We start from the raw sequence: 26,486 nt of genomic DNA, 5'->3' as shown, positions 1-26,486 counted from the left end.
ACGTCACCGAGCCAGCGAGTGGCTTAATCCAGTGTTCGAGCTACCTCTTCGATGCGGTAGGCTTCCAAGACATCGTCTTGCTTGATGTCGTTGAATCCGCTCAAGCGAATACCACATTCCATTCCACGTGGTACCTCTTTGACATCTTCCTTGATTCGCTTCACCGTATCGAGCGGGTAATCGCCGATCGTTCGGCCGTCCCGGTTCACACGAATGCGGCAGCCACGTTGGATAACCCCTTGAGCGACGTAACAACCCGCGATCGTTCCAATTCGGCTGATTTGGAAGACTTGCTTCACAAGAGCACGACCCAGTTCGACCACACGTTCTTCCGGTTTCAAGCGACCTTCGATCATCGCCTTGATGTCGTCCGCCAACTTGTAGATGACTTGGTAACGTCGTATTTCAATACCACGTTCATCCGCCATCGAGCGAGCTTGGTCATCTGGAATCACATTGAACGCCAGCACGACGGCATCGGATGCCGAGGCCAGTGTGATATCGGCTAACGACACACCGCCGACGCTTTTCTGCAGCACTCGCAGTTCGACTTCGGGGTGATCGAACTTGCTGAGCTCTTTCTCAATCGCTTCGAGCGAGCCTTTCACATCGGCGCGGATGATCAAGTTCAACTTGACTCGATCCTCGATGCCAATCTTTCCGCCCGCTAGCATCTCTTGGAAGGTATCGAAGGAGACCTTGGTGGTGATGCCCGACAAGTTTTCGCGACTCGAGTTGGATTCGCGATTCTCTGCGATCTCTCTCGCCTGTCCGATGTCTTTGAGTACGTGGAATCGATCGCCTGCACCCGGAGCTTGGTCCAAACCAGTGATGTTGACCGGGGTACTTGGGCCCGCTTCCTTGATGTTCTTGCCAGTTAAAGTGTTCTTGATCGAACGCACGCGTCCGTGTGACGGACCACAAACCAACACATCGCCGACTCGGAGCGTTCCGTTTTGAACGACCAGCTTTGCAACCACACCGCGGTCGCCTTGCTGTTCTGACTCGATACAGACTCCCAGTGCTTTGCGGTTTGGGTTCGCCTTGTACTCGTTCATTTCCGCGATCGTCAGCAGTGTTTCGAGAAGCTCGTCCATCCCTGTGCCCTTCGTGGCACTGGTTCGGATTACTTCAACGTCGCCGCCCCATTCGCTTGGCGTCAATTGATGTTCGGTCAATTGCGTTAGCACGCGGTTGGCGTCGACACCTTCAAGGTCGATCTTGTTCAGTGCTACCACGATCGGTACACCCGCTGCTTTCGCGTGGCTAATTGCTTCAGCGGTTTGCGGCATGATGCCGTCGTCTGCCGCGATGACGAGCACCGCGATGTCGGTCACGTTGGCACCACGAGCACGCATTTCGGTGAACGCTGCGTGACCAGGCGTGTCGACAAAAGTGACCTTACGGCCGTCTTTGTCAACTTCATAAGCACGGATGTGCTGCGTGATTCCGCCCGCTTCGCCGCTGACGACGTTGATCCCGATTAGGTGATCGAGCAAGCTCGTCTTGCCGTGGTCGACGTGGCCCAAGAAGGTCACAATCGGAGCACGAGCTACGAGCGATTCTTCGGAGTCTTCTTTTTCTTCCAGCTCGGTGATCAGCTCTTCTTCGAGCGTCTCGGAAGCCTTCAGTTCGATATCGAGATCCATCTCTGCGGCAACAAGTTCCGCGGTCTCAAAATCAATTTGTGCGTTGATGTTGACCATGATCTGCATGCCCATCAACGTTCGCAGCACTTGGGCAACCGGAACCCCGGCGGCTTCGGAGAAGCTTCGCACGGTGCAGGGCAGCTCGAGTTGAATCTTTTCTTTACGCGGGGCAGCCGTATTGGTGCCTTTGCGTTTCAGGGTGCGACGACGATAGGGTGATTCGCGTCCGCCACCTCGATCAAACGAATCGTTTCGTTGGCGTCGTCCGCCACCGCCACCACCGCCACGAGCGCGTTCCGCTCGAGCGCTGGCCATGCCAGAGAGTCCCTTTTTGCGTGGCTTGTCCTCTTCTTCGGGGCCCTTGCCACCCTTGTGACCTTTTTCGCCGGTGAAGCCGCTGAGACCGCCACTGCCAATCTTGCGAGTACCGCCACGCTTGCTGTCGGCATCATCTTGAGCGATCTGCTCAAGCGGTGCTTTCATGCCTTGCTTGTGTCCGGCGATTACGTCTTTGCTTAGTTTGATATCGGGTTTCTGAGCTTTGGGCTCACCCGGTGCCGACTTGGGAATCGCGGCTTCGGGGGCATCGCCGAGCGCGGCCATTTTGACGTTGATACGTGGCTCGCGACGCTTTGGCTTTGAACCTCGTTTTTCTCCGCCGCCGCCGGCTGCAGGACGATCCAAAGAACGAATCCCGCCTCCGCTAGGCGTTGCCGAATCGGGGCGTACCGCGGCCACAGGTGCACTGCGATCGACATTCCCGGTTGGAATCGTGCGGGTGTTGAATCCGATTTTGTCGGCCACGCGAGCGGCAAGTCCGCTGACGCCGCTTTTGCGTTGCGACGAGTCTTTTGGTTTTGGCTTGCCACCACCCTTGGATGGGCGACCCGAATCTGCTGCGGGCATTGCCGGAGTCTTCGGTGCGGGGGGCTGGGCAGGCGTAGGATCCGCAGGCGGTTTCGCTGCGATTTCAGCGGCCGCTTTCTTGCTCGAGGGCGAATCGTCGAACCGTGGTGAACGGATCGGTGCCGGAGCGGCAGGCTTAGAGCCACCTACGCTGGCAGGCTTCGGTTTGTTAGGTCGACCGATTTGAATCGCAATGGGTTTGCGTTTCTCGGGAACCACCGAATCACGTACCGCCGCAACAGGGGCCGTCGTGGATGTGGTTGCCTTGGCAACCACAGGTGTCTTAGGAGCAGCAGGCTTGGCAGAGCCCGCGAGATGATCGCGAACCTTCTGTGTTTCATCGTCGGTCAGACTGGCAAGCGCCGAGCCTTTGCCGGTAATACCGACTTTCTTGACGATATCGACGAGATCTTTGCTGTCTAGATTCAGTTCTTTGGCGAGCGCGTAAATGCGTGCGGGCACGGGGTAGAAGTCCTGTCAGTTTCGTTTAGGAATCGGTACGACCAACTACACTTTCCTTATCAACATGACGGAAAGTTCACACGGAGAGCGTTCTGCTGAACACACCCTGCGTTTTACGTGTTTCACTAACACGTCGTCGTCATAAACGCGGATTTGGAAGTGGCGTTTAATTCGACTGTAGGTGATCAAATAAAGTTTGGCGGATCACACCTGGATTGATGGCATACCGATTCGTTCAATGTGGTTGAAGTTACATAAATGATTTCCTCCATCGCCATCATTGGACCCCATATAGTGAATAAAACACGGGGAAAATGATGTCGGGGAATGATTCAAGTGATGCGTTTGGACCTGCGAGAGGCCCTGTCTGGGGTTAAGAATAACGAAAAAAGTGACCGACGGAGAGTGGCACTTTGCCAGATTCTGACGCAAACCGAAAAATTTAGCGTCGTCGACCTCCTTTACATCGCTTCACGAGGCAAACAATGACGACTTTGCCAGCAAAAAACAAGCCCACCTCACCCTGACGGGTGTTGACATACTGTCGCGTTAGGTGACTGCCTTGGCATTCGGTTGCGAATGCTCGCGACGCTTTTCAGCCGGAACGATGCGATTTTCGAACGTCTTGGTGACGTTCGCTACGATCGATTCCGCTGATGCCGCTAGCTCGACTTGGTCGCGGAGGACTCCGAGTCTGCAGCTTCGGGCTCGACAGCATCCGCTGTGTCATCTGCAGTGGTCTCATCTTCCGAAGCCGCTTCGTCTGTGGCCGCTTCGCTGCTTTCCGGTTCAGCCGTTGCGGATTCTGCATCGGCTTCCGCCGCAGGTTCTTCACCGCTTGTTGCTTCAGGAGCTGCAGCCGCATCGGGAGCTGCGGTTGCTTCAGGAGTTGCTTCCGCTTTAGGCTCAGCGATTCCGGCGGCTTCGGCTTCACGCATCAAGCGATCTTTGTCTTTGCGAGCTCGTCGCTCTTCCGCCGCAGCCTGCTCGGCTTCTTCTGCCCGTGCCTCGGCCGTATCGACAATGAAGTCGACTTGCTCTGCGGTTAATCCGCTCATTTCCATGAACAAGTCCGGCTCGATAACGGACAAGTCGTCGTACGACAGGTAGCCTTGTTCGACTAGCGACTGAGCAATTTCTTCGGTGACACCGTCGATTTGGCTAAAACCGGTGACGGCGCGTTCGATTTGCTCTTCCAGCTCGCCGCCGGTCATGATTTCGATATCCCAGCCACATAGTTTACTGGCGAGGCGTACGTTTTGTCCGCGGCGTCCAATCGCAAGCGACAGCTGGTCTTCTTGTACCAACACGATCGCACGACCGATCATGTCACAGAGCAAGACCTGCTCGACCGTCGCAGGTTGCAACGAGTTGGGAATCAGAACCTCAGGGTCTTCGCTATAGCGAACCACGTCGATGTGCTCACCGGCCAGTTCTTCGCGAACCGCCTTGATGCGGCTGCCACGGAAGCCGACGCACACGGCAATCGGGTCGACTTGGGAATCGACGCTGCTAACGGCAACTTTGCTGCGATAGCCAGGTTCGCGGCTGATCGATTTGATCGAGATGACTTCTTCGGAGATTTCGGGGATCTCTTGCTCGAACAACCGTTGTACCAATTGAGGTCGCGTGCGGCTAAGCACAACGCGAACGCGGTTGCCCGCAGCCTTGACTTCGAAGACGACGGCTCGCACGCGTTCGCCGGCATGCAGCGACTCGCCTGGGATCTGTTCGCTACGAGGCAAAATGGCCTCGACGTTACCTAGGTTCACTGTTGCAACGCCACCATCGGCGCGGCCGATGATGCCGGCAACGATTTGGCCGACTTGTTCGCGATACTCGGCCATCAAGGAGTCGCGTTCGGCTTCCTTGACTTTCTGGATGATGACTTGCTTGGCAGTTTGGGCACCAATTCGACCGATTTGGTCTTCGCCGAGCTCTTCGCCATCGTGCTTAGCCGTGATGCGACCGTTGTCGCGATTCAGGGTGATAGTGATATCGGCATCTTCGCCATATTGCCGTTTCGCCGCAGTTTGTAACGCTGCTTCGATCGCGGAAAAGACAAGCTCCGTGTCGATGTTCTTCTCACGGTGAAGCGAATCAACGTAACGAAGTATGTCTTGAGGGTTCATAGTCGTGGCTTCGATAGGGGCTCTATAAAAACTGCCCGAACCTTTAGGGGCCCGGGCACAGCGAATGCTCGATTGTTTAATCTAGGTTATCGATCCCGATCGACAGTGTCAACCAAGACTAAGCGTCGCAATCGAGATCCCGCCAACACATTTGCGACACCTCGAACACGACGGCAGGTTAACGCAAATTAACGGGGATCGTCGACTCAAACGTGCCTTGCGATGCAATCGAAAGACGCACATTCAAGGTTCCAGAAACAGGATAGACAAACGATTCTCGCCAATCGTAGGGTTTTCCCGTCGCTAGCCAGCGAGGGTCGTTGGACCCCAGTCCCAAGACTGGGCGGATCGCTCTTGCGTGAAGCACCGAAGTCGACAAATTCGCCATCCCCAGTCCGGCTTCGCTGCCGGATGTCCAACCCAAGGCTGTGCGCTGCGATGCTCGCACGGGCAACTTGATGCGGGCAATCCCGTCTTCGTCAAAGGCAACTTTCATGGACCAGCGAATCGGTGCTGCGAGCACAGTACTCGGCCGCCGGCGACGTATCGAGGGATGGATTGGGAAATCGTCAGGGCGAAGTTCAAAGCGTGCAAACGCAGGCATTACTAACGCGTGATCAAAGCGATCCAAGACAGCCAGTTGTATCGCCCAGCCATCGACTGCGACGTCGGAATCAAAGTTTGCAAGCACAGCAGAGAACTGAACCGAATGTGGCTTCGAATACGAGTGCATCTCGCGGTGTACTGAGCCAGAATGCAATACATCAGATCGCAACGGATGTGACGAAGGAAACTCTACTTCTGAAAAAAAGGTGGTTGCGTCGTGTTGAAGCGTGCCAAGCCAGTTGGTGTTAAATCGAGGTTCGCCTGAGTAAACGGTCATGCAGTCGTCGGCGATCGACTGTGCCGATGCAATGCTTGAAAACACAAGCACGATGAAAATGAATAGCCCAAACCAAGTGTAGTTTTTAAGGTCGAATTGACTTGGGCGAATCGGTAGCGAAGCGGTTTCAACATCACATGGTTTGTTTCGGCCTACCGCATCGTTGGCGACCGAGGTCGCGTCAAAGTGGAGCGATCCGCTGGTTCGCTCAGGCGTCGAGCGGATCGAAGCCATTAACGATTGAGGGACATTCTGTACCTCGGTGGCTGAGTCGGTGGCTGCTTGCTCGCGGTTCGGTTGCTCTTGATCGGAGGGAGACTCGTTATCGGCGTCGTCCAGTCCAAGCAGGCGAAGATGCGGCGGCGTTGTAACGCAGGTCGTTTTTTTGCGGCGAGCGGTATGCCAGCGATAGGTCGCCGGAGTTGCGACGGCGAGTGTGTCGTTAGCGATCCGAATGGCCGGGCGTGAGGGGATGACTTTCAAGAGTAGGCTCCGGGACAAGGGGACTGTGGTTCGCCGGCCGTGTACTTGAATTGGGAAAGCAGCAAGGTCAGCTGCTATCGGATAATGCAAACCTCAAGCCACGTCGTTGCAAATCCCTCACGCTTTGCTGTTTCCCGGTTGCCTTGGGCTGCATGAAAGCGGCCAAATTAGAAAGCTTTGTCATTCCGCGGGTATTAAGCGATCACCGTCTCGGAACTTAATTCGAGTTTTTGTTGCACAACCGCTGAACCGTGTTGCATTGACGCATCGCTTGCGAGGTTCACAAAACGTTCATTGGTTGCCTAAACGCAACATGTCTTTTTCCGCAAGCTAGTCCATCGCATCGATGCCAGCGATGCGGTTTTGACGATTTTGTCGATTGTGACTGCGGGTCTATTCGTTCGGATCAGGAAAGAGAACGGTTTGTTGATCTCGCCACGCTTGGTTGCTCGACGTTTAGAACAGTCGTGCAATTTTCCAGTGGTTGCGAACGTTCCCAGTGGATGCGAACGCTTTTGGCCTTTCCGTGATGAAGGGAATTGGAGATTGCACGCTCGTCGTGAGTGAATATCGCGACGGACGAACGATGCTAGCGATGCTTCGAGCGTTTGACGGCGCACCAATACAAAGGAACGGCAACATGCAATCAACCGACCGAGACCCAAAACTTCGCCGCGGATTCACGCTGATGGAAATGACGGTCATTGCGTTATTGGTGGGCGTGATTGCGACCCTGGCGGCACCACGCTTGTTCCCCACTCGAGAGCTGAGGGACGATGTGACCAGTCATCGCCAACTAGCGATATTGCGGAACGCGATCGAGATGTACCGTGCCCACTCAGGCTATTACCCGCCAGCACACAAGTTGCCTGCGGTCGTAGAAACGCTGATTCATGAACCGTTTGCGTCACCAGTGTACGGCCCCCTGCGTGGCAATAGTGTCGTGCACTACGATCTCGACACAAACGTGGCAAAGGAAGTGGAATCCGAACCGAACGTTGCGGCGGGCTGGGCTTACAAGCCGGCAAACGGAACGATCAAATTCAACGTTTCTTCAGATGATGTATCCGCAAGCTGGTAACGCGAGCCTAGTTCGACAGTCCCATTTTGTGAGCCGAACGCGCTAGCGTCGGGCCGCGGCTCGGTAATACGTTGGCAAAATAGGGCCCGAGGCTAGCGCGGTCGGCTCACAAATGCAGGGAAAACTAAAAAGTGGGACAGTCGAACTAGCGACAAGTAGGTTTATGCCATTTCGGAAATCAAGTTTCGCAGCACACGCAGGTTAATGACGTCCCAGTCCTCGCCGGTTTCTTCATCGTTACCTTTTTCGGTTTCCAGGTAACCCGGAATCACGCCCAGCGTGTCGTCCATCAACACGTTACGGAATCCGTCGAGTCCAATTTCGCCACGTCCGATATGTTCGTGGCGATCGACTCGACTGCCCAAAGGTTTCTTGCTGTCATTGAGATGCAGCGCCGCGATCGACCCCGCAGGCAACAAATCGTCAATCTCTTGCCGCAGCGCGGCAAAGCCCGCCTTTGTGTTGATCGCGTAACCTGCGGCGAAGGCGTGACAGGTATCAAGGCAAACACCAACGCGTGCCGAATCGTCCCCGCCATCGATCATCGCTGAAAGCTGGTCAATTTGATGGCCTAGGCAAGATCCTTGGCCTGCTGTGTTCTCTAGCAGCAATCGGCACGATCCAGGCTCGACGCGTCCGAGTGTTTCGACGATGGCATCGATGATTCGCTTAATTCCATCCGCTTCGTTGCTGGTGGTAAATGCGCCCGGATGCACGACCAGTCCCTCAAGTTCGAGCTCGTTTCCCCGCTCGAGTTCCATCACCAAGGAATCGATTGACTTTTGAAACAGGTCAGCCTTCGGCGTTGCCAGATTGATCAAGTACGAGGCGTGAGCGATCGGGTGGCGGATCCCCGACTCGGCCAAAGCGGTTTTCCAGGCCTGGACGTCGGCGGCGACCAGCGGTTTAGCAGCCCATTGATTGTTATTCTTCGTAAACACTTGGATGACGTCACAACCGACGTCCACGGCGCGGCCGACCCCTTTGGCGAGCCCACCCGCAACCGAAACGTGAGAACCAAACAGATGGGGAGCAACATTTTTTGCGGAGGCGTTTTTGGCCATGCGAAACATTTCCAATGGGCGAAGCGGGAACGAGGCCAGAGTATTGCAAGCATTCGCTGAATTGCGAACCCTGTTGACTCAATCAGGTAACCGATCGGCATTTGCGATCCGGATCGCTCTATCACGGCTCAATCGACTGGCCGAAGCACTTCAATAATTCCATAAAAAAGAATTGATCTTGCAACGAAGACTATCGAAATGGGATAGCCGAAGTCGATACTTCCGTTACAAGTCCACCTCTGGGCGACCCGATCAATGCCGCCCAATGGGCAGCACCGACCGGGGACGGCCCTTTGATAACTGATAGCACTAGGAGATTCAGGGATGAATCAGGCTACGACAAAAATCGCCGCTAGCATGATTGCGATTGTTTTGGCTTTCAACATCAGCACCGCCAAGGCACAATCGCCCGCTTCTGATTCGGTCATGCCGACGATGGGCGAATTCGTGAGCGGTTTAAATCCAATGAATTGGAAGATGCCAAACTTCAAAAGCATGTTGCCCGGACAGGATGATACCGTCCGGATTAAACAGAAAAAGGATGGTTTGGTCAGCGATGTAACCCAAACGGCCTCGCGAAGTTGGCAAAAAACCAAAGAAGTCCTTAACCCTCGTCGACTTTTGCCAGCACCATCGGCAACCCCCAAAGACGACTCGCCAGGCTTCTTTGCCTCGATGTTCGGGGCCAAGTCTGCTGCCGAGACCGAGACAGACAAAGTCGCAACGGTCAGCGACTTTTTGGCTCAACCCAAGATGACTCGTTAAACAGTCGCCACTCATAAGCCGGTAGGCAGGAATCGTTGGGTGAATTCCCGTTAGCCGTTTGGACGCTAGCCCCGGTTGAACGTTGAAACCGTGGCAAGCGCCAAAACGGCTAATATGCTGAACGACTTCTGACTAACTGCTTAAAACCGCCAAACAAGCATGCGGCAACTGCATCCGCCGTTGCCGCACGCTTGATTGGCGGAATGTCTATCGCCCCTTTTCTATTGGCCCGAGCCAACCGGGCCAGACAGCTGATTGCGACGTGTTCGTCACGTCGCGCAGAAACGTATCGTTAGGGCGAAGGTTCTCCGGACGCCGATTCGAAAACGGTTGAGCGCAAGTCACTTGCCGACTCCAGTCCAGCCGCGTCAATCGCTTGGCCTTGAATCCCTGTGGATTCCAATTCCTCGGGCATCGGCTCGGGGGGAGGAGGGTAGCGGGTGTTGATCCAATCCGGATCGACGGGAGCTCGATTCAGGTTGAAATCGTTCCGCATCACGCGGGTCGCCCGATACGCGAACAGTCCGCCTCCAAACAAAATCAGTATTAACGCGACGAGTTTGGCGGTGCGATATCGCATCGGCCGTCGAGCTTCCTTGACCTCAGGAGGCGTTTGGTAAGGTTGAACCGGGGGTGGCTGGTGATCCGTCATTGGCTTGCCCAATCTTGCTTGAGACGTTGACCGTGATCTTATAAGAGAGCGTCCGGCCTAGCAAAAGCATAACCTGGCGCGTAAGCGAGGATTTCACGCTGATCGCATGACGTTGCCGGTAGACCCTCGCTCGTGCTGGAAAAACGTCAAGCTCAGTCTGTCCTTGTCCGCCGTCGGTTCCGTTTTGTCGCTTGATTTGCGGCGTTGATTGAACGGAACGCTGATTGCCAGCTCTCTACAAATGAGGATATCGTGTGGAGATGGGCCGCACAACAAAAACATTTCGATGGTGCGTTGATTGTTTTGATCAGATCCGCATTGCCGCTGTACTGGCATGGCTATCGGCGATCGCGATCCTATGGACGGGGCTGCTGATTCTAAAAGCCTATCCCTTCTATTTCCCACCGAACTTTGATCTTGGATTCCTACGCGGACGCGAATTGTATTTCCACGGGATCTATGGAATCGCTTTTTACTCGCACATCGTGACCACCCCACTGTGCCTTGTTTTTGGGTTGTTTCAATTCAACCGACGGATGCGAACGAGGTGGCCGGCGCTACACCGGCAAATGGGCAAAGTCTATGTTGGGCTGGTTCTCGCCTGCGTCGCCCCAAGTGGATTGGTCATGGCGATGCGTGCTCCGCACGGTTACGTGGCGATCAGCGGTTTTGCCGTGCTGAGTGTGGCGACGTGGATTGCCACGCTGATGGGCTGGAAGCGAGCGGTCGGCGGGCGGATGCAATCACACATGCGGTGGATGTGGCGAAGCTATTTATTGATCTGCTCGGCGGTGCTGTTGCGGATTTTGTCGGTGGCCGCCACCGACTTGCATCTCACTGCCGCAACCGCCTACCCGATCGCTGCCTGGGCTAGCTGGTTGCCATCGCTCGTGGTGTTCGAAACCATCACGCGACTGAAGGGGCGAAAAAAGCGTGACAGCTTGAATCGTTAAGGCACGTTGGATTGCTGTGCCAAAAACAGAACCGACGCCAGTGCTAAAACCTAATTTCCGTCTGTTTTTGTGAGCCGACGGCGATAGCCGCAGGGCTTTGATTTAGGGAGTCAACGGCAGAGGGCTTGCGCACAGTTTTGCGTAAGCATCCTGCAGTTCGCCTGATGTGATTGCCGAGTCCGAAGTCGACAAGACGATCCAAGGACGCGCCTTGCGAATCACGCCTTTCTCGAGGAACTCACCAAACAAGCGAAGGCGAAGTTCGTCGCCCGAGGAATGTTTTGCAGTGAACGGTGCGTCGTGTGGCCCCAGCAGGACTGCGACCGACGTCATGTCGGATGTCGCCTGCGAGATTGGATCGCAACCAATCGAGGACGCTGAATCCGAGGCCGCTGCCGTTTCGCTGCTCCCTTTCGCCACCAGATCGACGGTCGGATGGGTGTCCAACAACCGCGTTTCTAGCGACAAGATGACTTCGATCACCAACCGTTTCTCACTCGAGGCAATCGGTTTGAAAACCGCTTCGATTGAATACGAGCCCTCTTGCTGCGGAAGCAAGACATGCAATTCGTCACCGCGGATAAACTGTTCGGTCGCCCCTGGAAACAGGTCCTCGCCTACCGAGCAGAATTGGACTCGCGAGGGCTCCGTTCCCGCTAAACCAAGTTGAATCCCCTGGGTGCCGCCGATTGCATTGAGCTGCCAAGTCGCGTTGGCATCCGACCACGTTGCCAAGCCGAGTTCGTCGGTCTTCCACATCAGGTTTTGTACTTTCGGGGGGCGGTGCTAGGGAATTGTGGGAGAGGCTTCGAGCTTGTCGTCGTGGGCGTTTGTTTCTATTGATGACAGGCTCAAGGCCTATCCCACGTGTTCGGGCAATCCGCGACGGACACTCAGGTCCGTCGCGTCAGTGAACTGCTGACTAACGCTCCGTCGCGTTAGCTAGAGTATTCAGCGCTGAAAAACTCTTTGCTCGAATCAACGCCAGGTTTGATCGTGCGGCTGCCTTCTTGCCAGTTGGCAGGGCAGACTTCGCCATTTTTCTCGAAGTACTGCAACGCCTGGGCGATTCGCATCGCTTCATCCACACTGCGTCCGAGCGGCAAGTCGTTGACGACTTGGTGACGCACGACGCCGTCTTTGTCGATCAAGAACAATCCGCGAAGGGCAATGCCAGCGTCGATCAGCACATCGTAGTCGCGTGCGATCTGCTTGTTCAAGTCGGCGATCAACGGGTAGTCGGTCTTGCCGATTCCGCCTTCGCTGCGTTTGGTATTCGTCCACGCCAAGTGGGAGAACTCGCTATCGACCGAAACGCCTAGCAGTTGGACGCCAATCTTGGCGAACTCAGCCGCACGGTCGCTGAAGGCGATGATTTCGGTGGGGCAGACGAATGTAAAGTCCAAGGGCCAGAAGAACAGGATCACGTATTTGCCGCGGTAATCCGACAGCGAGATCTCTTTGAATTCGCCGTTCGGCATGACGGCTTTGGCTGTGAATTCGGGGGCTTGTTGCTGAACCAACACACTCATGGTTTCGCTACTTTTCTTTGGTGGGTTGCGGCGGTTTAGAAATAAAACAGGAGCAAGACGGGGGTCAGAGAGCCCGCCTGCGGTAATTCCCAAGTACTGACTTGCGTCAGGCCGAACAGTTTAGGCTTTCCACCGCCCCATCGAAAGGAGATGCAAAATTGTAGCTACCGTCGCCAGACGGTGGAGATGCGTTGAAACCCGCCACGCTCTGGCGAGCGTAGCGACGGTGCTTTGGCGAGCTGGCGAAGGCGACATCGACTTTTGTTGCGAGTCTTTCTTGACGATCTTTCACAAGATCCATTGCGTCCAACCGTGATTCGCCAGTGAAGTAAAGCAATCGAATCGAAGGTGATGAGGCTCAGTCGTCGCCGGCGAGGCCGAGTTTGGCGAGCCATTTGCGAGAATGTCCTTCTCCCGACTGGGTCTGTACGGCGTCACGCCGGATTCGATCCAATTTTTCTTCGAGGTCCGCCATTTTGTTGGCCACTTCTTGGCGTTCTCGCGAAAGCTTTGCTCGCTCAAGGGATGCGTCGATCTCGGCTTGGCGGAATTTTTCTTCCCATTGGGTCTGCAGCGTTTGCAGCCGCTGACGCTCTTCTTGGATTAACTCGTCAGCATCGATCATTTCCGCGATCGCAGCGGCACCGATTGCCATTCCTCCAGCGCCTGATTGAGGTCGGTTCTCGAGCAAGTGATTCAGCTCGCCAATCTCGTTTTCAAAGCGTTCATTCTGTTGCTGCAAACGAGTGAGCTCGGCAGTCAGCTGCTCGACAAACGAGACCGGGTCAACCTCGCACGCTGTCTCATCGTCGCTATCCACTTCGTTTAGTCGAGATTGAACGGTTTGTGTCAGGAAGGTTTCGGCGTCGAAGCAGTCGTCTTCCATCTGGCGGAGGATCAATTTCTTGCGTTCCTCCCAGGACAGAGCTTCGGTGAAGTCCGAGGGAGTGTCGCTTGTCGATTTGCGAACGTTGGCAGTGGCGACCTTCGAAGCCAAGTCGCTGTTCTGACGCCGCAATTCACAAAGTTCGTCTTCGAGATTGGCAATCTCGTCACGTAGCGATTCAATCGCGATTTCGTGCTCCGATTGACTCACACCATCATTTTCTACGATCATCACCCCATGCCGGGGCGAAGCGGATGTTGCCTCGACAACGTTGTTTTGTAAATCGGCAAAGTCAGCAAGCAGTTGACGAAGGAGCGACGTATTGTCGTCGATCGCATGCAGAATTGCGTCGGATTGAGGCGACGTCGATACCTCGACATCCAAAGCGATCGGCTGCGGCTCGGGGTCGTCGCTGAAAATATCGTCGCTAACAATATCGTCATTGACCGTCTCGTCAATAACTGTTTCGGGTTCGGGCGACGGATCCAGGTTCACAACCGGCAACGGTTCCTGCTCAGACGGATCGCCCTCGGGGTCTACTGCTAACGGTTGCGACAATTCCTCTTGTGCCAACGACAATTCGGCTAAGTCGGATTGTTCTGTTTCCGACGGAGTGTTCGGGGCGCATGCGGCACCCTCAAGTACGGCTGTTGTCGCGTCATGACGAGGCGCGGCAGTAGTTGCATGTGGACGACTTTTTCGTTTTCGAGACTTCCTGGCCATGGTGGTTATGTATTTCTTAGCAAGCCAGCCGCGTTTCGCTTGAGGGCCGAAGCGGCTAAAATTTCGGTTCGTACGCGGCTGCTCATCCAATGAGGATGGCAGGTCGTAGCGCACTGAATCAATTCCCGTACTGATTCCTACGTCGAAACCAACGTTTGTCAAAAAGACTGATGGCCAAAAAGAAAAGCTCCGCAACCGATCCTGCCAATGAAAACGATTCTTTGGGGATCGACTTTGAACAAGCCGTCGGAGAGGTTCAGCTGATCGTGAACGAGCTGGAAAGCGGCGAACTCGGACTCAGCGAATCGTTGCTGCATTACGAACGGGGGATCAAACGGCTGAATCAGTGCCACGGGTTGCTCGAAGCCGCCGAACGGAAAGTGACGCTGCTGTCGGGATTCGACGCCGATGGCAATCCTGTGACCGAGCCGTTCGAGGGGGCTGAGGACAAGGATTCGACGCCCGCGAAGGCAGGACGCCGTGGTCGCGGGGCCGCCAGTCGTAAAACTGCAAGTAACAGCGATGACGAAATCGGCGGCCTATTCTAAAGCGTTCGAGTTTTCCGCAGTTTGATGATCCTTCCGTGCAAACTGCACTAAACTGAACGAAACTTGCAAGCAAAACCACATCACGAGGGTGATTCTTGACCCTGAGCTGCGGTAATAAACTTGGGCTAGGCTGAATCCAACGTTCAAATTCACCTGCCTCCTTCCCCCCACTAGGAACTCAATTGTGAGTCGCAAATCGTCTGGGCAAACATATGGCTAATTATCCCTCTGTAATGGAGGATCTTCGTCCACTGGTTCAGCAAGCGCTTGAAAATGCGGGTGATTTCGGCGATGGTTGCCCCCAACGACTGGGCGATGCGATGCGATATGCATTGTTGGCACCCGGAAAACGGCTGCGTCCGGCATTGGTATTGATGGCGTGCGAAGCGTGTGGCGGAAAACTCGAAGACGCGTTACCTGCTGCGGTCGCGGTCGAAATGATTCATGCCTATTCGCTTGTGCACGATGATTTGCCAGCGATGGATGACGATGATTTGCGTCGCGGCCGTCCGACGGTTCACATTCAATTTGACGAGGCAACTGCGATTTTGGTCGGTGACGCTCTACAAGCCGAGGCGTTTCGCCATCTCAGCGAGGGGATCGATGACCCTTCGCGTGCAATTGAGGCGATCCGTGTACTGGCCTCTGCCGCCGGTGCTAGCCATCTAGTGGGGGGGCAGTCGGACGACTTGTCTGCCGAACGAGATCAAACTGAAAGTAAGCAACGGAATAGCGATTCGATCAACTTGGCGACTCCAGATATTTCATCCTTACGAACCGTCGAGCATCTCGAGTCGATTCATCGGCGGAAGACCGGGGCATTATTCTCTGCATCATTGGCGATGGGGGCGATCTTGGCCGGCGCGGACCAAAAATCACGAGCAGCTCTGTCTGATTACGCTAATGACCTAGGACTAGCGTTCCAGGTGGTGGACGATCTGTTGGACTATACCGCAGACGAAAAAGAACTAGGAAAACGTACAGGAAAAGATGTCGACCGGGGAAAGCTGACTTACCCTGGGTTATTAGGCATCGAAGCTGCCCGCGAAAAAGCGGAACAGTTGGTGAAGTCGGCAAGAAGCCACGCGTTATATTTCGGTCCAGCGGGTTGGCGGTTAACGAATTTGGCAGATTTCGTTTTAGAACGAACGCTGTGATGCAGAGTGTGTGTGGTTGGTCCAGCAGTTGGGGGATTTCAATAAATCCACGGCAATGGATAAACCAAGACTGATTTTAAACTGAGAAATAGGATTGCTCAACAAGAGCGGACGAGTCGCACGCCACAGGGTACGACTCGATTGAGCGAATTGATAACCGAGCGGATAAACCAATGAGCGAACCTGAACTGACAACCTCCCAGCCTTGCAGCCATCCTTTGTTGTCAAGCTTGCCGGATGCGAGTCCGCTGAAGTCAATGTCGCGAGACCAATTGAAGGATGTTGCGAGCGAGATTCGTGACGTGCTTTGCAATCTGCTGGCGACGCGAACTGCACATTTTGCATCGAACCTTGGCGTGGTTGAACTGTGCATCGCACTGCACTGCGAATTTGATTTTCGCCACGACCGTTTGATCTGGGATACGGGCCATCAAATCTATCCTCACAAATTGGTGACCGGCCGTTATCACGATTTCCCCTCGATCCGTACCCGCGGCGGATTGATGGGCTACCCCAACCCGGTCGAAAGCGAATATGACTTGTTCATGACCGGTCACGCTGGTTGTAGCGTCAGCACCGCGGTGGGGCTTCGCAGCGGCGATGTGCTTTCAGGTAACGCTGACCGCCGCACCGTGGCCGTGATTGGCGATGGCGCTTTCCCGAGCGGGATCGTGTTCGAAGCAATGAACAACGCCGGTGAGCTCGAAGACGATCTGACGATCATCTTGAACGACAACAAAATGTCGATCTGCCCTCGAGTCGGTTCGGTAGCAACGTATTTGGATCGACTCCGTTCCAATCCCTATTACACCGGTTTGAAACACGAGGTCACGCGGTTGCTTGACCACGTGCCAATGTTTGGTGATCCCACCGAACGCCTGCTTGCTCAAATGAAAGAAGGGGTCAAAGCGGGATTGCTAGGCGGAATGTTGTTCGAGGAATTAAACATCCGCTACGTCGGTCCGATCGATGGACACGACATTACGATGATGCGCAAGTATTTAGCGATGGTTCGCGATATGAAGGGGCCTGTGCTGTTGCACGTGGTCACGGAAAAGGGACATGGCTATAAGCCTGCGGCCGAAGATCCAGTGTTCTTCCACACACCTCCGGCGTTCAAGGACGATCGTGGTAAGCCTGTCTCTACGGCAAGCTCGGGCTGTCCTCCGTTTACGCTGCTCGCACGCGATGCAATTCGTCGTCAAATGGCAGAGGATAAACGCGTCACGATCATCACTGCGGCGATGTGCCAAGGCAACAAGTTGGAACCAATTCGCGAACAGTTTCCCGATCGATTCTTTGACGTCGGCATCTGTGAATCGCACGCAGTGGCTTTTGCTGCGGGACAATGCAAAAACGGGATGCGACCGATTGTCGATATCTACAGCACGTTCTTGCAACGTAGTTATGACCAGATTTTCCAAGAGGTCGCGCTGCAAGATTTGCCAGTGGTGTTCCTGATGGACCGAGCCGGATTGACCGGTCCTGATGGTCCGACGCATCACGGCATTTTCGACATCGGATACCTACGCGTCTTCCCAAACATGGTCGTGATGGCGCCCGGTTATGCCGGCGAAGTCGACTTGATGTTGGCCAAAGCGATCCAGCACGAACACTCGTGTGCCATTCGCTATCCCAAAGCGTCGGCGCTGGAACTTGATCGCACGCCGGATGAAGTGGTGATTGGAAAGAGCGAGCGGATTCGCGAAGGACGTGATGGTACGATTGTGGCCTACGGTGCAATGCTGGACCAAGCGCTCGCCGCAGCCGATTTGCTCGGCGACGATCTTGATGTCGGCGTCATCAATGCGAGATTTGTCAAACCAATCGATCGCGAAATGATCCGCGAAACGATGGCGGGCGACAAATTCGTGGTTACCCTCGAAGAACATGCCAAAATGGGCGGATTTGGTTCGGCATTTCTCGAGGCCGCTTCCGAAGAACGTCTGGACACCCGGAAAATCCATATTTTGGCTCTCCGTGATGAATTCATCGAGCACGGTGATCGCGAGGAACTGTTGGCCGAGCATGGTCTTGCTGCGGAACCGATCGCCCAGACTTGTCGCGAAGCCGCTAGTCTGCAGGCAATCGCTGTACAATAAGCGTCAGCGCAAATAAGGCCAGCACAATAAGCACGGTACAGTAAGCGTCGGTACAAGAAGCTCGGTACAATAAGCTCGTACAATAGGATCAACGTCATCGGCGCGAAGGGAAGTGCGTGGGCGGGTCTAGCGAGCCCGTCCGTCTCGTTTTACTCTCCATGAATTTGCCTTTCTCGACGTCCCTCGGTCTGCCGCTACTTTCCTCTCATCCTTACCGTCGGGAATATTAACTGATGCCTGCGAGCCAAGTCGTTCATTGGGGCAAGGATGGACGTCGCCCCAACATCGTCATTTTAGGAGCTCCGAATCGCGATCGCGTTCGTACGGAACTGCAACGGTTGAGACCGGTGATCGCCGAATCGTCGAACATCATTGCCGAAGATCTGGATTTCACTTACGAATTCAATGACCAGTTAGTCGACTTGGTGATCGTGCTTGGTGGCGATGGTTCGATTCTGCAAGCCGCGCGGCAAATGGGGATGTCGCAATCGCCGGTTTTAGGCATCAATTGCGGCCGGCTTGGTTTTCTTGCTGCCTTGTCGCCGGACGACTTTCTGAACGTTTGGCCCGAAGTGATGCGTGGTGGATCCGAGGTGATTGATCACATCATGATCAAGGTTTCGGTGATCCGCGGTGGCGAAGTGGTCGCCGAGCAACTGGCATTGAATGAAGTCGCGATTTTACGTGGCGCTCCCTATCGAATACTTGATATCGATCTTTATGCCGACGGACATCTGGCGACTCGCTACCGATGCGATGGTTTGATCATCGCCACTCCTGTCGGATCGACCGCACACAATCTTTCTGCTGGCGGACCGATTCTGAGACGGAATTTGCAAGCGATCGTGATCTCGCCGATCAGCCCTCATACGCTGACTTATCGTCCGGTCGTCGATTCTGCGGAAACGGTTCTCGAGTTGACCGTTACCGAGCCGTACGATTCGACCAGTGTGGTTGTGGACGGGCGTATTTTAAGTGCACTACAAGCAGGTGATCGCCTGCGAGTCGAGCGTGCTGATCAAACCTTCAAAATGCTGGAGGTGCCCGGGCAAAACGATTACCGCACGCTGCGGGAAAAATTGGGATGGGGTGGATCCGTCAATTCGAAGGTTGGCGACGAGTAAGGGATTGGCGACGAGTCGGGGATGACAACTGGACCAGTGCGCTGGATAAAACGACGCGACTACGTCGACGTAGTAAAAATTTGGCTCACAAATCGAGATTTTATGCGATAATAGGTCGCTCTGCGTTCAGGCTTTTTCCCACCTGCTGATCTGGATTCTGATTGTCCAGGCCGTTTGCGTCCTACCTTTTAGGCGATTTCTATGAAACCACCGCATCCTTCGACTCAATACGCCAACGACGTCGCTCGCCGCACGTTCTTAACCAAATCGTTTGCTGGGATCGGCGGGCTCGCCCTGGCGTCAATGGTGGGGGCGACCGAATCTGCTGCGGACTCAAAAAACGATCAATCGGTTCCATGGCCGCCGCTTCGAGGACTGCCGCATTTTGCTCCCAAGGCCAAACGAATCGTTCATCTTTGCATGGCGGGTGGTCCTTCGCACGTTGAATCGCTGGATCCTAAACCGGCATTGGACCGCATCGACGGCCAGCCATTTCCGAGTTCGTTCACTCAAGGGCAACAGCTTGCACAATTGCAAGGATCAGAACTGAAGGCTCGCAAGTCGTTTGTCAAATTCAAGAAATGGGGCGAGTCCGGTTTGGAAATGTCGGAATTGTTTCCACACACCGGCGCGATGGCGGACGAACTGTGTGTGATCCGTAGTATGACGACCGAGCAAATCAATCACGATACCGCTCACGCTTTTATGAACACCGGTTCGATCATCAAAGGTCGACCGTGTATGGGGTCGTGGTTGCTTTACGGATTAGGCGCCGAGACGGAAAACTTGCCTGGCTACGTCGTGATGACTTCCTCCGGTCCCGGTGCCCAACCGGTTTCGGCTCGACAATGGAGCGCGGGAATATTGCCGAGTCGGTATCAAGGGATTGCGTTCCAAGCGAGTGGATCGCCGGTTCACTACATCGGCAACCCCGACGGCGTTTGCCAATCGACGCAGCGACAAGTGATTGACGAGGTTCAGCGTTTGAACGGGATGTTAGCCGAGCGTTATATCGATCCCGAAATCGACACGCGGATCGCTCAGTACGAGATGGCTTTCAAGATGCAAACCGCCGTGCCTGAGTTGACCGACATGTCGACTGAATCGCAACGCACGCTCGATGCGTACGGCGTCGAGCGTCCTGGTGATGGTTCGTATGCATCGAACTGTTTGCTGGCACGACGTCTGCTCGAACGAGGAGTTCGGTTTGTGCAGTTGTATCATCGCGGCTGGGATCACCACAGCAACTTGGAAACCAACTTTCCGATTTCTGCAAAGGCGACCGATCGTCCTACGGCGGCGTTGTTGGCAGATCTAAAACGCAGTGGATTACTCGAGGATACATTGGTTCTGTGGGGCGGCGAGTTTGGTCGCACGCCGATGGCACAAGGCAGCGGACGCGATCACCATATCAATGCATTCAGTGTTTGGATGGCCGGAGGCGGAGTGAAGCCGGGCATGGCATACGGTGCTACCGACGAACTCGGTTACAACTCGGTCGATAACGTTGTCACGGTTCATGATCTACACACGACGTTGCTGCATCTGTTTGGCGTCGATCACGAACGTTTAACAGCACGTTTTCAAGGCCTCGATTTGCGATTGACCGGGGTAGAACCCAGTCGCGTCGTTAGAGAAATTATCGCTTGATTGCGAACGTATTCTTGCGTTCAACGCGATGCCACTCGCGTCATTTTCGTACTCCAAGCCGTTGCAGCCTACGATCGAATTAGTTTTTACGATGAATCTCAAAACACCCTTGCTTGTCTCTGCCTTGCTGGCCTTTCTGACGTACGGATTCTCCACAAGCGGTTTCGCTGACGCAGCGGAATCACCGACATTAGTTAGCACGTCCAAGACGCCGGCCATGCCTGATCAGGTGCGGTTCAACGCGCATATTCGTCCGATCATGTCCAACACCTGTTTTGCCTGTCATGGACCGGACGCGGAAGAAAACCCTAGCGGCTATCGCATCGATTCCTTTGCCGCCGCCACTGCGGTGTTGCCATCGGACGATGAAGCGGTCGGCATCAAACCGGGCGATCCGATGCATAGCGAGGCTTATTTGCGGATCATTGACGAAGGCGATGGCGAGCAAATGCCGCCCGAAGAATTCCGCCATCGATTGACCGAATACGACAAAGCACTGTTTCGCAAGTGGATCGAACAAGGGGCTGAATACGAAGAGCATTGGTCGTACGCTCCGATCACTCGCCCTAGCATTCCTGCGGTCCAGGCATTCGCAAACCGAGTGCACAATCCGATCGACGCTTTTGTTTTGGCGCGACTCGAAACCGAAGGCATTACTCCGAGCGAGATCGCGGATAAACGTACGTTGCTTCGTCGGTTGAGCCTGGATCTGATCGGGTTGCCACCCACCCCGGATGAATTGCAGTCGTTTTTAGATGACAATTCCGAGGGTGCCTACGAGCGACAAGTCGAGAGATTATTGGCGTCGGAGCATTTTGGCGAACGAATGGCCAGCTTCTGGTTAGACCTGGTTCATTTCGCGGACACGGTCGGTTTTCACGGAGACCAAAATCAACGAATCGCACCGTATCGCGATTATGTCATTCGCTCGTTCAATACAAACAAGCCATACGATGCGTTCACGCGAGAACAGCTGGCTGGCGATTTGCTGCCCGATCCAACGCCCGAACAGTTGGCGGCGACCGGTTTGTTGCGACTGAACATGGTCACACGCGAAGGCGGCGCCCAGCCGGAAGAGTATTTGGCAAAATCCAAGGCGGACCGCGTCCGGATGATGGGAACCGCGTTTCTGGGCAGCACCTTGGCGTGTTGCGAATGCCACAATCACAAATTCGATCCGTTCTCGGCACACGATTTTTATTCCATCGGCGCCTTCTTTGACGATATCCGCCAATGGGGCGTGTATGCCGATTATGGGTACACCCCCAATCCCGAGTTGCGCGGCTTTAACAACGACTATCCGTTTCCACCGGAAATTCGTATCGATAGCGAGTCGGCTCGAAACGAGATCAGATTTTTGCAAGCCGAGCGTGACCGAGAACTGTTCGCCAAGTTGGGCGATTCGGTGTTGTCGAAACCTGAGTTTGACCAATGGGTAAAATCGACTGGAAACTTGCTTCAAAAAAATCCTGGCGGTTGGATCGTTGCGGACATCGTTGATGTGGTCGCGAGTGGAAATACCAAGCCGACTTTGAAAAATGATGGATCGATTTTGTTGACGGGGAAAGTCAAAAAGGCCGAAACGATCAAGATCGACACGAAGATTGACGATGCCGTGCTCGTCAATTCGATTCGATTGGAAGTCTTGCCAGACGAGGCTCACGGCAACCGAGTGGGGCGAAGTGATGAGGGGCGATTTACCGTTGGCGTTTCGGTGGATCTGCAACGTGGCACGTCAGAACCACAAAAAACAATTGCGGTGAAACCGCGGTTCATCCGAATAGAACTTCCAGGGAAAAATAAGATTCTGTCGCTCGCCGAAGTCCAGGTGTTTGCGAAAGATGCCGACGGCAAGCTGCAAAACATTGCCGTCAAAGGAAAGGCACGCCACTCGGCTGACTATAAGTCGGGCGATGCGTCGCTCGCGATCGATGGCAATACCGATGGCCACTATTACAACGCAGAATCCGTAACTCACACCAATCCAGGTAACGATCCATGGTGGGAACTTGATCTAGGCTCAGCGCAAACGATCGAAAAATTTGCAATTTGGAATCGCACCGATTCAGCGGAGTACGCCAAGCGATTGACGCACTACCACGTCAAGCTTTTGGACGAAAATCGAAGCGAGTTACTCGCGTTCTCGCCGCCGACTCCTGGGCCGTCGGTCGAAATCGACGTACCAAGTGAAGTCGTGACGGACACTTCCGAAGCGATCAAAATTGCTTGGGGTGAGGCGGATCGCAAAAATCCAAAACGATATACAAGCGGTGCGGAGCCGCTGGTATTGGAAGACGTTTGGCGAAGTGGTCCAGCGGTGTGGCAATTGCCGTCCGATGAAACGTCATACCCGCACACGGCGGTTTACCATTTCGACCATCCGGTGTGGGTGACGCCACAGGATCGTTTGCGGACCACACTTCATAGCAATGATGTGGGACGTGTTCGGATTTCGATGACGCCAATTGCTCATGCGGTGGCTGGATGGGACGCGGCGACGCCTGAATTGAATGACGCGATCAAGACTGAGGCCAATCAGCGTAGTCAGCAACAAAATGCACTGCTCGCCAGCACATTCCATCGGTCGATCGTTCCTTATTCGCAACAGCTTTCGGAGAGCCATTCCTTTCGCGATCGGATTCTTGAACAGCATTCGGGGATGGCGATGTCATTGGTGGTGCAATCGGTTCCCGAAGACCGGATCCCTGAAAGCCGCATCCTTCCGCGTGGCAACTGGCAAGACAAAACGGGCGAGCTGGCTCCGCCCGCCACACCTCACTTCCTACCTGAACTGGAAATCGACAGCGCGCGACGGCTGACGCGGTTAGATCTGGCCAATTGGTTGACATCCCCGAGCAATCCGCTGACGTCTCGGCACGTTGTCAATCGAACTTGGAAACAGTTTTTTGGAACTGGGTTGTCGGGGAAACTTGACGACTTGGGAAGCCAGGGAGAGTGGCCGAGTCATCCCTTATTACTGGATTGGATGGCTGCCGAGTTCATCGAAAGTGGCTGGGATGTGAAGCAAATGGTCCGCTTGATTGTAAATAGTCACACTTACCAGCAAACAGCGGCTCAGCGTGAGGACTTGTCCGACACGGATCCATACAACCGACTGCTTGCAAGCCAATCGCCGCGGCGACTCGAAGCCGAAGTGATTCGCGACAATGCCTTGGCGATAGCGGGTTTATTGGTAACGGACTTCGTTGGCGGTTCGAGTGTTTATCCGTACCAACCCGATGGGCACTATTCAAATTTGCAATTTCCAAACCGGACGTATCACGCCAGCAGTGATTCACGCCAATATCGTCGTGGCGTTTATATGCATTGGCAACGAACGTTTTTGCATCCAATGCTCGTCAATTTTGATGCACCCTCGAGGGATGAATGCACTGCCGATCGACCGCTTTCCAATAGTCCGCAACAAGCCCTGACGCTATTGAACGACCCTTCGTTTGCCGAAGCGTCACATGCAATGGCGGATCGATTGTTGGCGGATCACGAAGACGGGACGTTCAATAATTGGTTAGAGGAAGCATTTTTGATCGCACTTTCACGCCAACCAAGTGATGGCGAACGGATGGCACTGCGGACTTTGTACGATCGACAATTGACGTACTACCAGACAAATCCCGCAGAGGCGGAAAAGTACATCGCCGTCGGTCGCAAGACCGCACCGAAGTCGAGTGCGGACGTCAGTCAGATCGCCGCGCTGGGCCAAGTGTGTCGCGTGATCTTAAACTTGCACGAAACGATCACCCGTTTTTAGTGTGCAAGTGAAAAGCTCGTGTGTCTAGACGCAAGTGAGCCTCACTTGCTGGAGTACTAACCGTTACGTGATCTTGCGAATGTGGATTCAGACTTTTTTTGCGACTGCCGTTTTCATCCTACCAGCAATATCAGTTGCGGCTGCAGTCGGCGGTGCGGCAGATGATCAGGCGTCCCGGATCAGCGTTGCTGTAATGCCCTTGCTGCGGAGTTGCAAGCTGAGATTAACAAGAGATCGGAATAGCGAACCGCTGAACGCGAGCGATATCCCCCCAAATCCTGCGGGTTTTGCCTAATATAAAGCCACTTGTCGCGTCTTCTCCTTATACGCCTACAACAACATACGCCCACATTAGCCCCAAACGGAAGCATGGTATGAACAGGATAGTCACTTTTGCAGCTTTCTCGCTCATCTCTTCATTCGCACTCTCGTCGTCGCACGCGGACCAACCGTCCTTGATGCAAATGATCGGCGAATGGCAATTCCCGGATTCAACGATGAACGGTGCTGAAATGTCGGACGGTGCAACGATTGGCCCAGATGGAGAACGCACGATACTATCAATTGTTTGCAAGACCGTCATGACAACGGACGCGTCGGTCGACAAAGTTCTCCAATTCTACAAGGCGAAGCTAACCCCTAAAAAGACCAGCGGCAATGATGGTGTGGGTGAATCGAAAAGCGGCGGTCGCTCCGTCGTATTTAGCGATGATTCGGATGGGCGGCCGTTCGCGATGCACACGATACTCGTAAACACTTCCGACACGTCAACGTCGCTCGTCATTACGCGCGGCAACGACGAGTCCAAAACATTCATCGGTTGGAAGCACTACCGGCGTTTTGCGAACTGACCCCGAGGCGTCAAACTACGAATTGCCACACCAGCGTGGTGGTCGTTCTGTCGCTTTGTCGAACGATGTCTCGAAATAGAAAGGAGCAGTGTGATGGTCGATGAACTTGTTACGGTACAGACATTTTGGAACGTCAGTGCGGCACATTTAGCAAAGTCGCGACTTGAGGAAGCCGATATCGTGGCATTTCTTGAGAATGAATACGCGGTAATGATGACTCCTCACATGGCAAATCCATCAGGAATCAAGTTGAACGTCAAGCGTTGCGATGCTCAAGCAGCACTGGAAGTGTTAGCACCGCAAAAGTAAAGCGGCCTAATTTGCTGGAAGAGATGCGCCTTCAAAACATAGGACAAAACATGATTTGAAGGCGAACGGGGACGAAGCTCGCCTAAGTAGCAGTGACCCGTAGCCGAAGATGATCGGTCGGCGAGCTGTGGTCCGTGCCCACTGTTTTCCTGGCCAAGTCAGCGAAGCGAGTCGCTTGCAGGGTAGATGGTTGAGACATGTACACCAGCGATATCACTGCAAGCTGGTAGCCGACGCGGCGGATTGTGGTTGAAGGCGAGTAGCGGCCTTAGAAATAAGGAACGATCCAGAGAGTGAATCGTTGCCTGTGCTCGGTCTGCGGGAACTCAATGAATGCCGAGGGTGGCATCGCCGGAGATTTGGGTCGCAAAAGCGATCGCCGAGAAAGAAAAACAGGGTGAGTGAGGGGACTCGAACCCCCGACATTTGGAATCACAATCCAACGCTCTAACCAACTGAGCTACACCCACCGTCTGTCGTTGAACGGGAATTTACTTTCCCGTCGCTTTATCGTCAACGGCTGTTAATTAAGTGAATGCCGTTTCTTAAAATTGGTTCGCTTTTCTAAGGCAATAAATTTCGTTTATCCGGATTAGACAACTTAGTCATCCGGGGCATTGCGAAGCTGACGCCGTCGCGACCCAACTCGCTAGTTTTGAAGTTGCGGTATTATCGTCTTTTCCAGCAAATCATAACCCGAAGCGTCAGCGAGGGTCCGAGTCAAGACAGAGATTCCCTCGCTTACGCGTCGGGTTATGAAAAACTCGCAACTTCAAAATTTACGCGTTGTGTGATGATTTTCCGA

The 26,486-nt window shown here is 54.3% G+C and carries 19 protein-coding genes and 1 tRNA gene; 11 read left to right on the top strand and 9 right to left on the bottom strand.

The window, feature by feature from the left end; genetic code table 11:
* Positions 1-23: 23 nt before the first annotated feature.
* The 3 genes from infB to SH528x_RS23970 form a co-directional block, all read right to left on the bottom strand.
* Entirely contained in the window at positions 24-3,017 is a 2,994-nt protein-coding gene (gene infB, locus SH528x_RS23980; protein WP_442505977.1) for a translation initiation factor IF-2, read from the bottom strand.
* Positions 3,018-3,679: 662 nt separating this feature from the next.
* On the bottom strand, positions 3,680-5,149 hold the full coding sequence (gene nusA, locus SH528x_RS23975) for a transcription termination factor NusA (protein ID WP_442505976.1): 1,470 nt from the start codon (positions 5,147-5,149) through the stop codon (positions 3,680-3,682).
* Positions 5,150-5,327: 178 nt separating this feature from the next.
* The gene (locus tag SH528x_RS23970; RefSeq protein ID WP_442505975.1) at positions 5,328-6,515 is read right to left on the bottom strand and encodes a hypothetical protein; all 1,188 of its coding nucleotides are present in this window, start codon (positions 6,513-6,515) and stop codon (positions 5,328-5,330) included.
* A 640-nt stretch (positions 6,516-7,155) separates the two neighbouring features.
* Here SH528x_RS23970 and SH528x_RS23965 point away from each other — a divergent pair.
* Entirely contained in the window at positions 7,156-7,596 is a 441-nt protein-coding gene (locus SH528x_RS23965) for a type II secretion system protein (protein WP_442505974.1), read from the top strand.
* Between the two features lie 161 nt (positions 7,597-7,757).
* On the opposite strand, the gene SH528x_RS23960 is transcribed toward SH528x_RS23965, so the two are convergent.
* Positions 7,758-8,660, bottom strand: coding sequence for a deoxyribonuclease IV (locus tag SH528x_RS23960; RefSeq protein WP_442505973.1), 903 nt, complete (start codon positions 8,658-8,660; stop codon positions 7,758-7,760).
* A gap of 324 nt (positions 8,661-8,984) precedes the next feature.
* Here SH528x_RS23960 and SH528x_RS23955 point away from each other — a divergent pair, with 324 nt between their 5' ends.
* Positions 8,985-9,425 (top strand): hypothetical protein, encoded by a 441-nt coding sequence (locus SH528x_RS23955; RefSeq protein WP_442505972.1) that lies wholly within the window; start codon positions 8,985-8,987, stop codon positions 9,423-9,425.
* Positions 9,426-9,717: 292 nt separating this feature from the next.
* Here SH528x_RS23955 and SH528x_RS23950 read toward each other — a convergent pair whose 3' ends face one another.
* Positions 9,718-10,077: a hypothetical protein gene (locus SH528x_RS23950; protein ID WP_442505971.1), complete on the bottom strand. Its 360-nt coding sequence runs from the start codon at positions 10,075-10,077 to the stop codon at positions 9,718-9,720.
* A gap of 260 nt (positions 10,078-10,337) precedes the next feature.
* Here SH528x_RS23950 and SH528x_RS23945 point away from each other — a divergent pair, with 260 nt between their 5' ends.
* Positions 10,338-11,030, top strand: a complete 693-nt coding sequence (locus tag SH528x_RS23945) for a DUF2306 domain-containing protein (protein ID WP_442505970.1) — start codon at positions 10,338-10,340, stop codon at positions 11,028-11,030.
* A gap of 102 nt (positions 11,031-11,132) precedes the next feature.
* Here the strand turns inward: SH528x_RS23945 and SH528x_RS23940 are convergent, their stop codons facing one another.
* The 3 genes from SH528x_RS23940 to SH528x_RS23930 form a co-directional block, all read right to left on the bottom strand.
* Positions 11,133-11,789, bottom strand: a complete 657-nt coding sequence (locus tag SH528x_RS23940; RefSeq protein ID WP_442505969.1) for a hypothetical protein — start codon at positions 11,787-11,789, stop codon at positions 11,133-11,135.
* 179 nt (positions 11,790-11,968) lie between these two features.
* Positions 11,969-12,562, bottom strand: a complete 594-nt coding sequence (locus tag SH528x_RS23935; protein ID WP_442505968.1) for a peroxiredoxin — start codon at positions 12,560-12,562, stop codon at positions 11,969-11,971.
* Positions 12,563-12,920: 358 nt separating this feature from the next.
* Positions 12,921-14,171 carry a hypothetical protein gene (locus SH528x_RS23930; protein ID WP_442505967.1) on the bottom strand — a complete coding sequence of 417 codons (1,251 nt, stop codon included), beginning with the start codon at positions 14,169-14,171 and terminating at the stop codon, positions 12,921-12,923.
* Positions 14,172-14,341: 170 nt separating this feature from the next.
* Here SH528x_RS23930 and xseB point away from each other — a divergent pair, with 170 nt between their 5' ends.
* The 8 genes from xseB (at position 14,342) to SH528x_RS23890 (ending at position 25,681) form a co-directional block, all read left to right on the top strand.
* Positions 14,342-14,719 carry an exodeoxyribonuclease VII small subunit gene (xseB, locus tag SH528x_RS23925; RefSeq protein WP_442505966.1) on the top strand — a complete coding sequence of 126 codons (378 nt, stop codon included), beginning with the start codon at positions 14,342-14,344 and terminating at the stop codon, positions 14,717-14,719.
* 233 nt (positions 14,720-14,952) lie between these two features.
* On the top strand, positions 14,953-15,876 hold the full coding sequence (locus SH528x_RS23920) for a polyprenyl synthetase family protein (RefSeq protein WP_442505965.1): 924 nt from the start codon (positions 14,953-14,955) through the stop codon (positions 15,874-15,876).
* 173 nt (positions 15,877-16,049) lie between these two features.
* Complete coding sequence (gene dxs, locus SH528x_RS23915) at positions 16,050-17,978, top strand: 1-deoxy-D-xylulose-5-phosphate synthase (RefSeq protein WP_442505964.1); 1,929 nt, start codon at positions 16,050-16,052, stop codon at positions 17,976-17,978.
* A gap of 233 nt (positions 17,979-18,211) precedes the next feature.
* Entirely contained in the window at positions 18,212-19,102 is an 891-nt protein-coding gene (locus tag SH528x_RS23910; protein WP_442505963.1) for an NAD(+)/NADH kinase, read from the top strand.
* A gap of 201 nt (positions 19,103-19,303) precedes the next feature.
* Positions 19,304-20,752: a DUF1501 domain-containing protein gene (locus SH528x_RS23905; protein WP_442505962.1), complete on the top strand. Its 1,449-nt coding sequence runs from the start codon at positions 19,304-19,306 to the stop codon at positions 20,750-20,752.
* 91 nt (positions 20,753-20,843) lie between these two features.
* Complete coding sequence (locus SH528x_RS23900; protein ID WP_442505961.1) at positions 20,844-24,521, top strand: DUF1553 domain-containing protein; 3,678 nt, start codon at positions 20,844-20,846, stop codon at positions 24,519-24,521.
* 497 nt (positions 24,522-25,018) lie between these two features.
* Positions 25,019-25,372, top strand: a complete 354-nt coding sequence (locus tag SH528x_RS23895) for a hypothetical protein (RefSeq protein WP_442505960.1) — start codon at positions 25,019-25,021, stop codon at positions 25,370-25,372.
* A gap of 93 nt (positions 25,373-25,465) precedes the next feature.
* On the top strand, positions 25,466-25,681 hold the full coding sequence (locus SH528x_RS23890; RefSeq protein WP_442505959.1) for a hypothetical protein: 216 nt from the start codon (positions 25,466-25,468) through the stop codon (positions 25,679-25,681).
* Positions 25,682-26,077: 396 nt separating this feature from the next.
* On the opposite strand, the gene SH528x_RS23885 is transcribed toward SH528x_RS23890, so the two are convergent.
* A tRNA-His gene (locus SH528x_RS23885) sits at positions 26,078-26,151 on the bottom strand.
* Positions 26,152-26,486: the final 335 nt, after the last annotated feature.

This window comes from Novipirellula methanifontis (assembly GCF_052161655.1).
In the GTDB taxonomy this organism is placed as follows: domain Bacteria; phylum Planctomycetota; class Planctomycetia; order Pirellulales; family Pirellulaceae; genus Novipirellula.
Note: the sequence above shows the minus strand (reverse complement) of the source record. Positions and strands in the feature narration are given on the sequence as shown.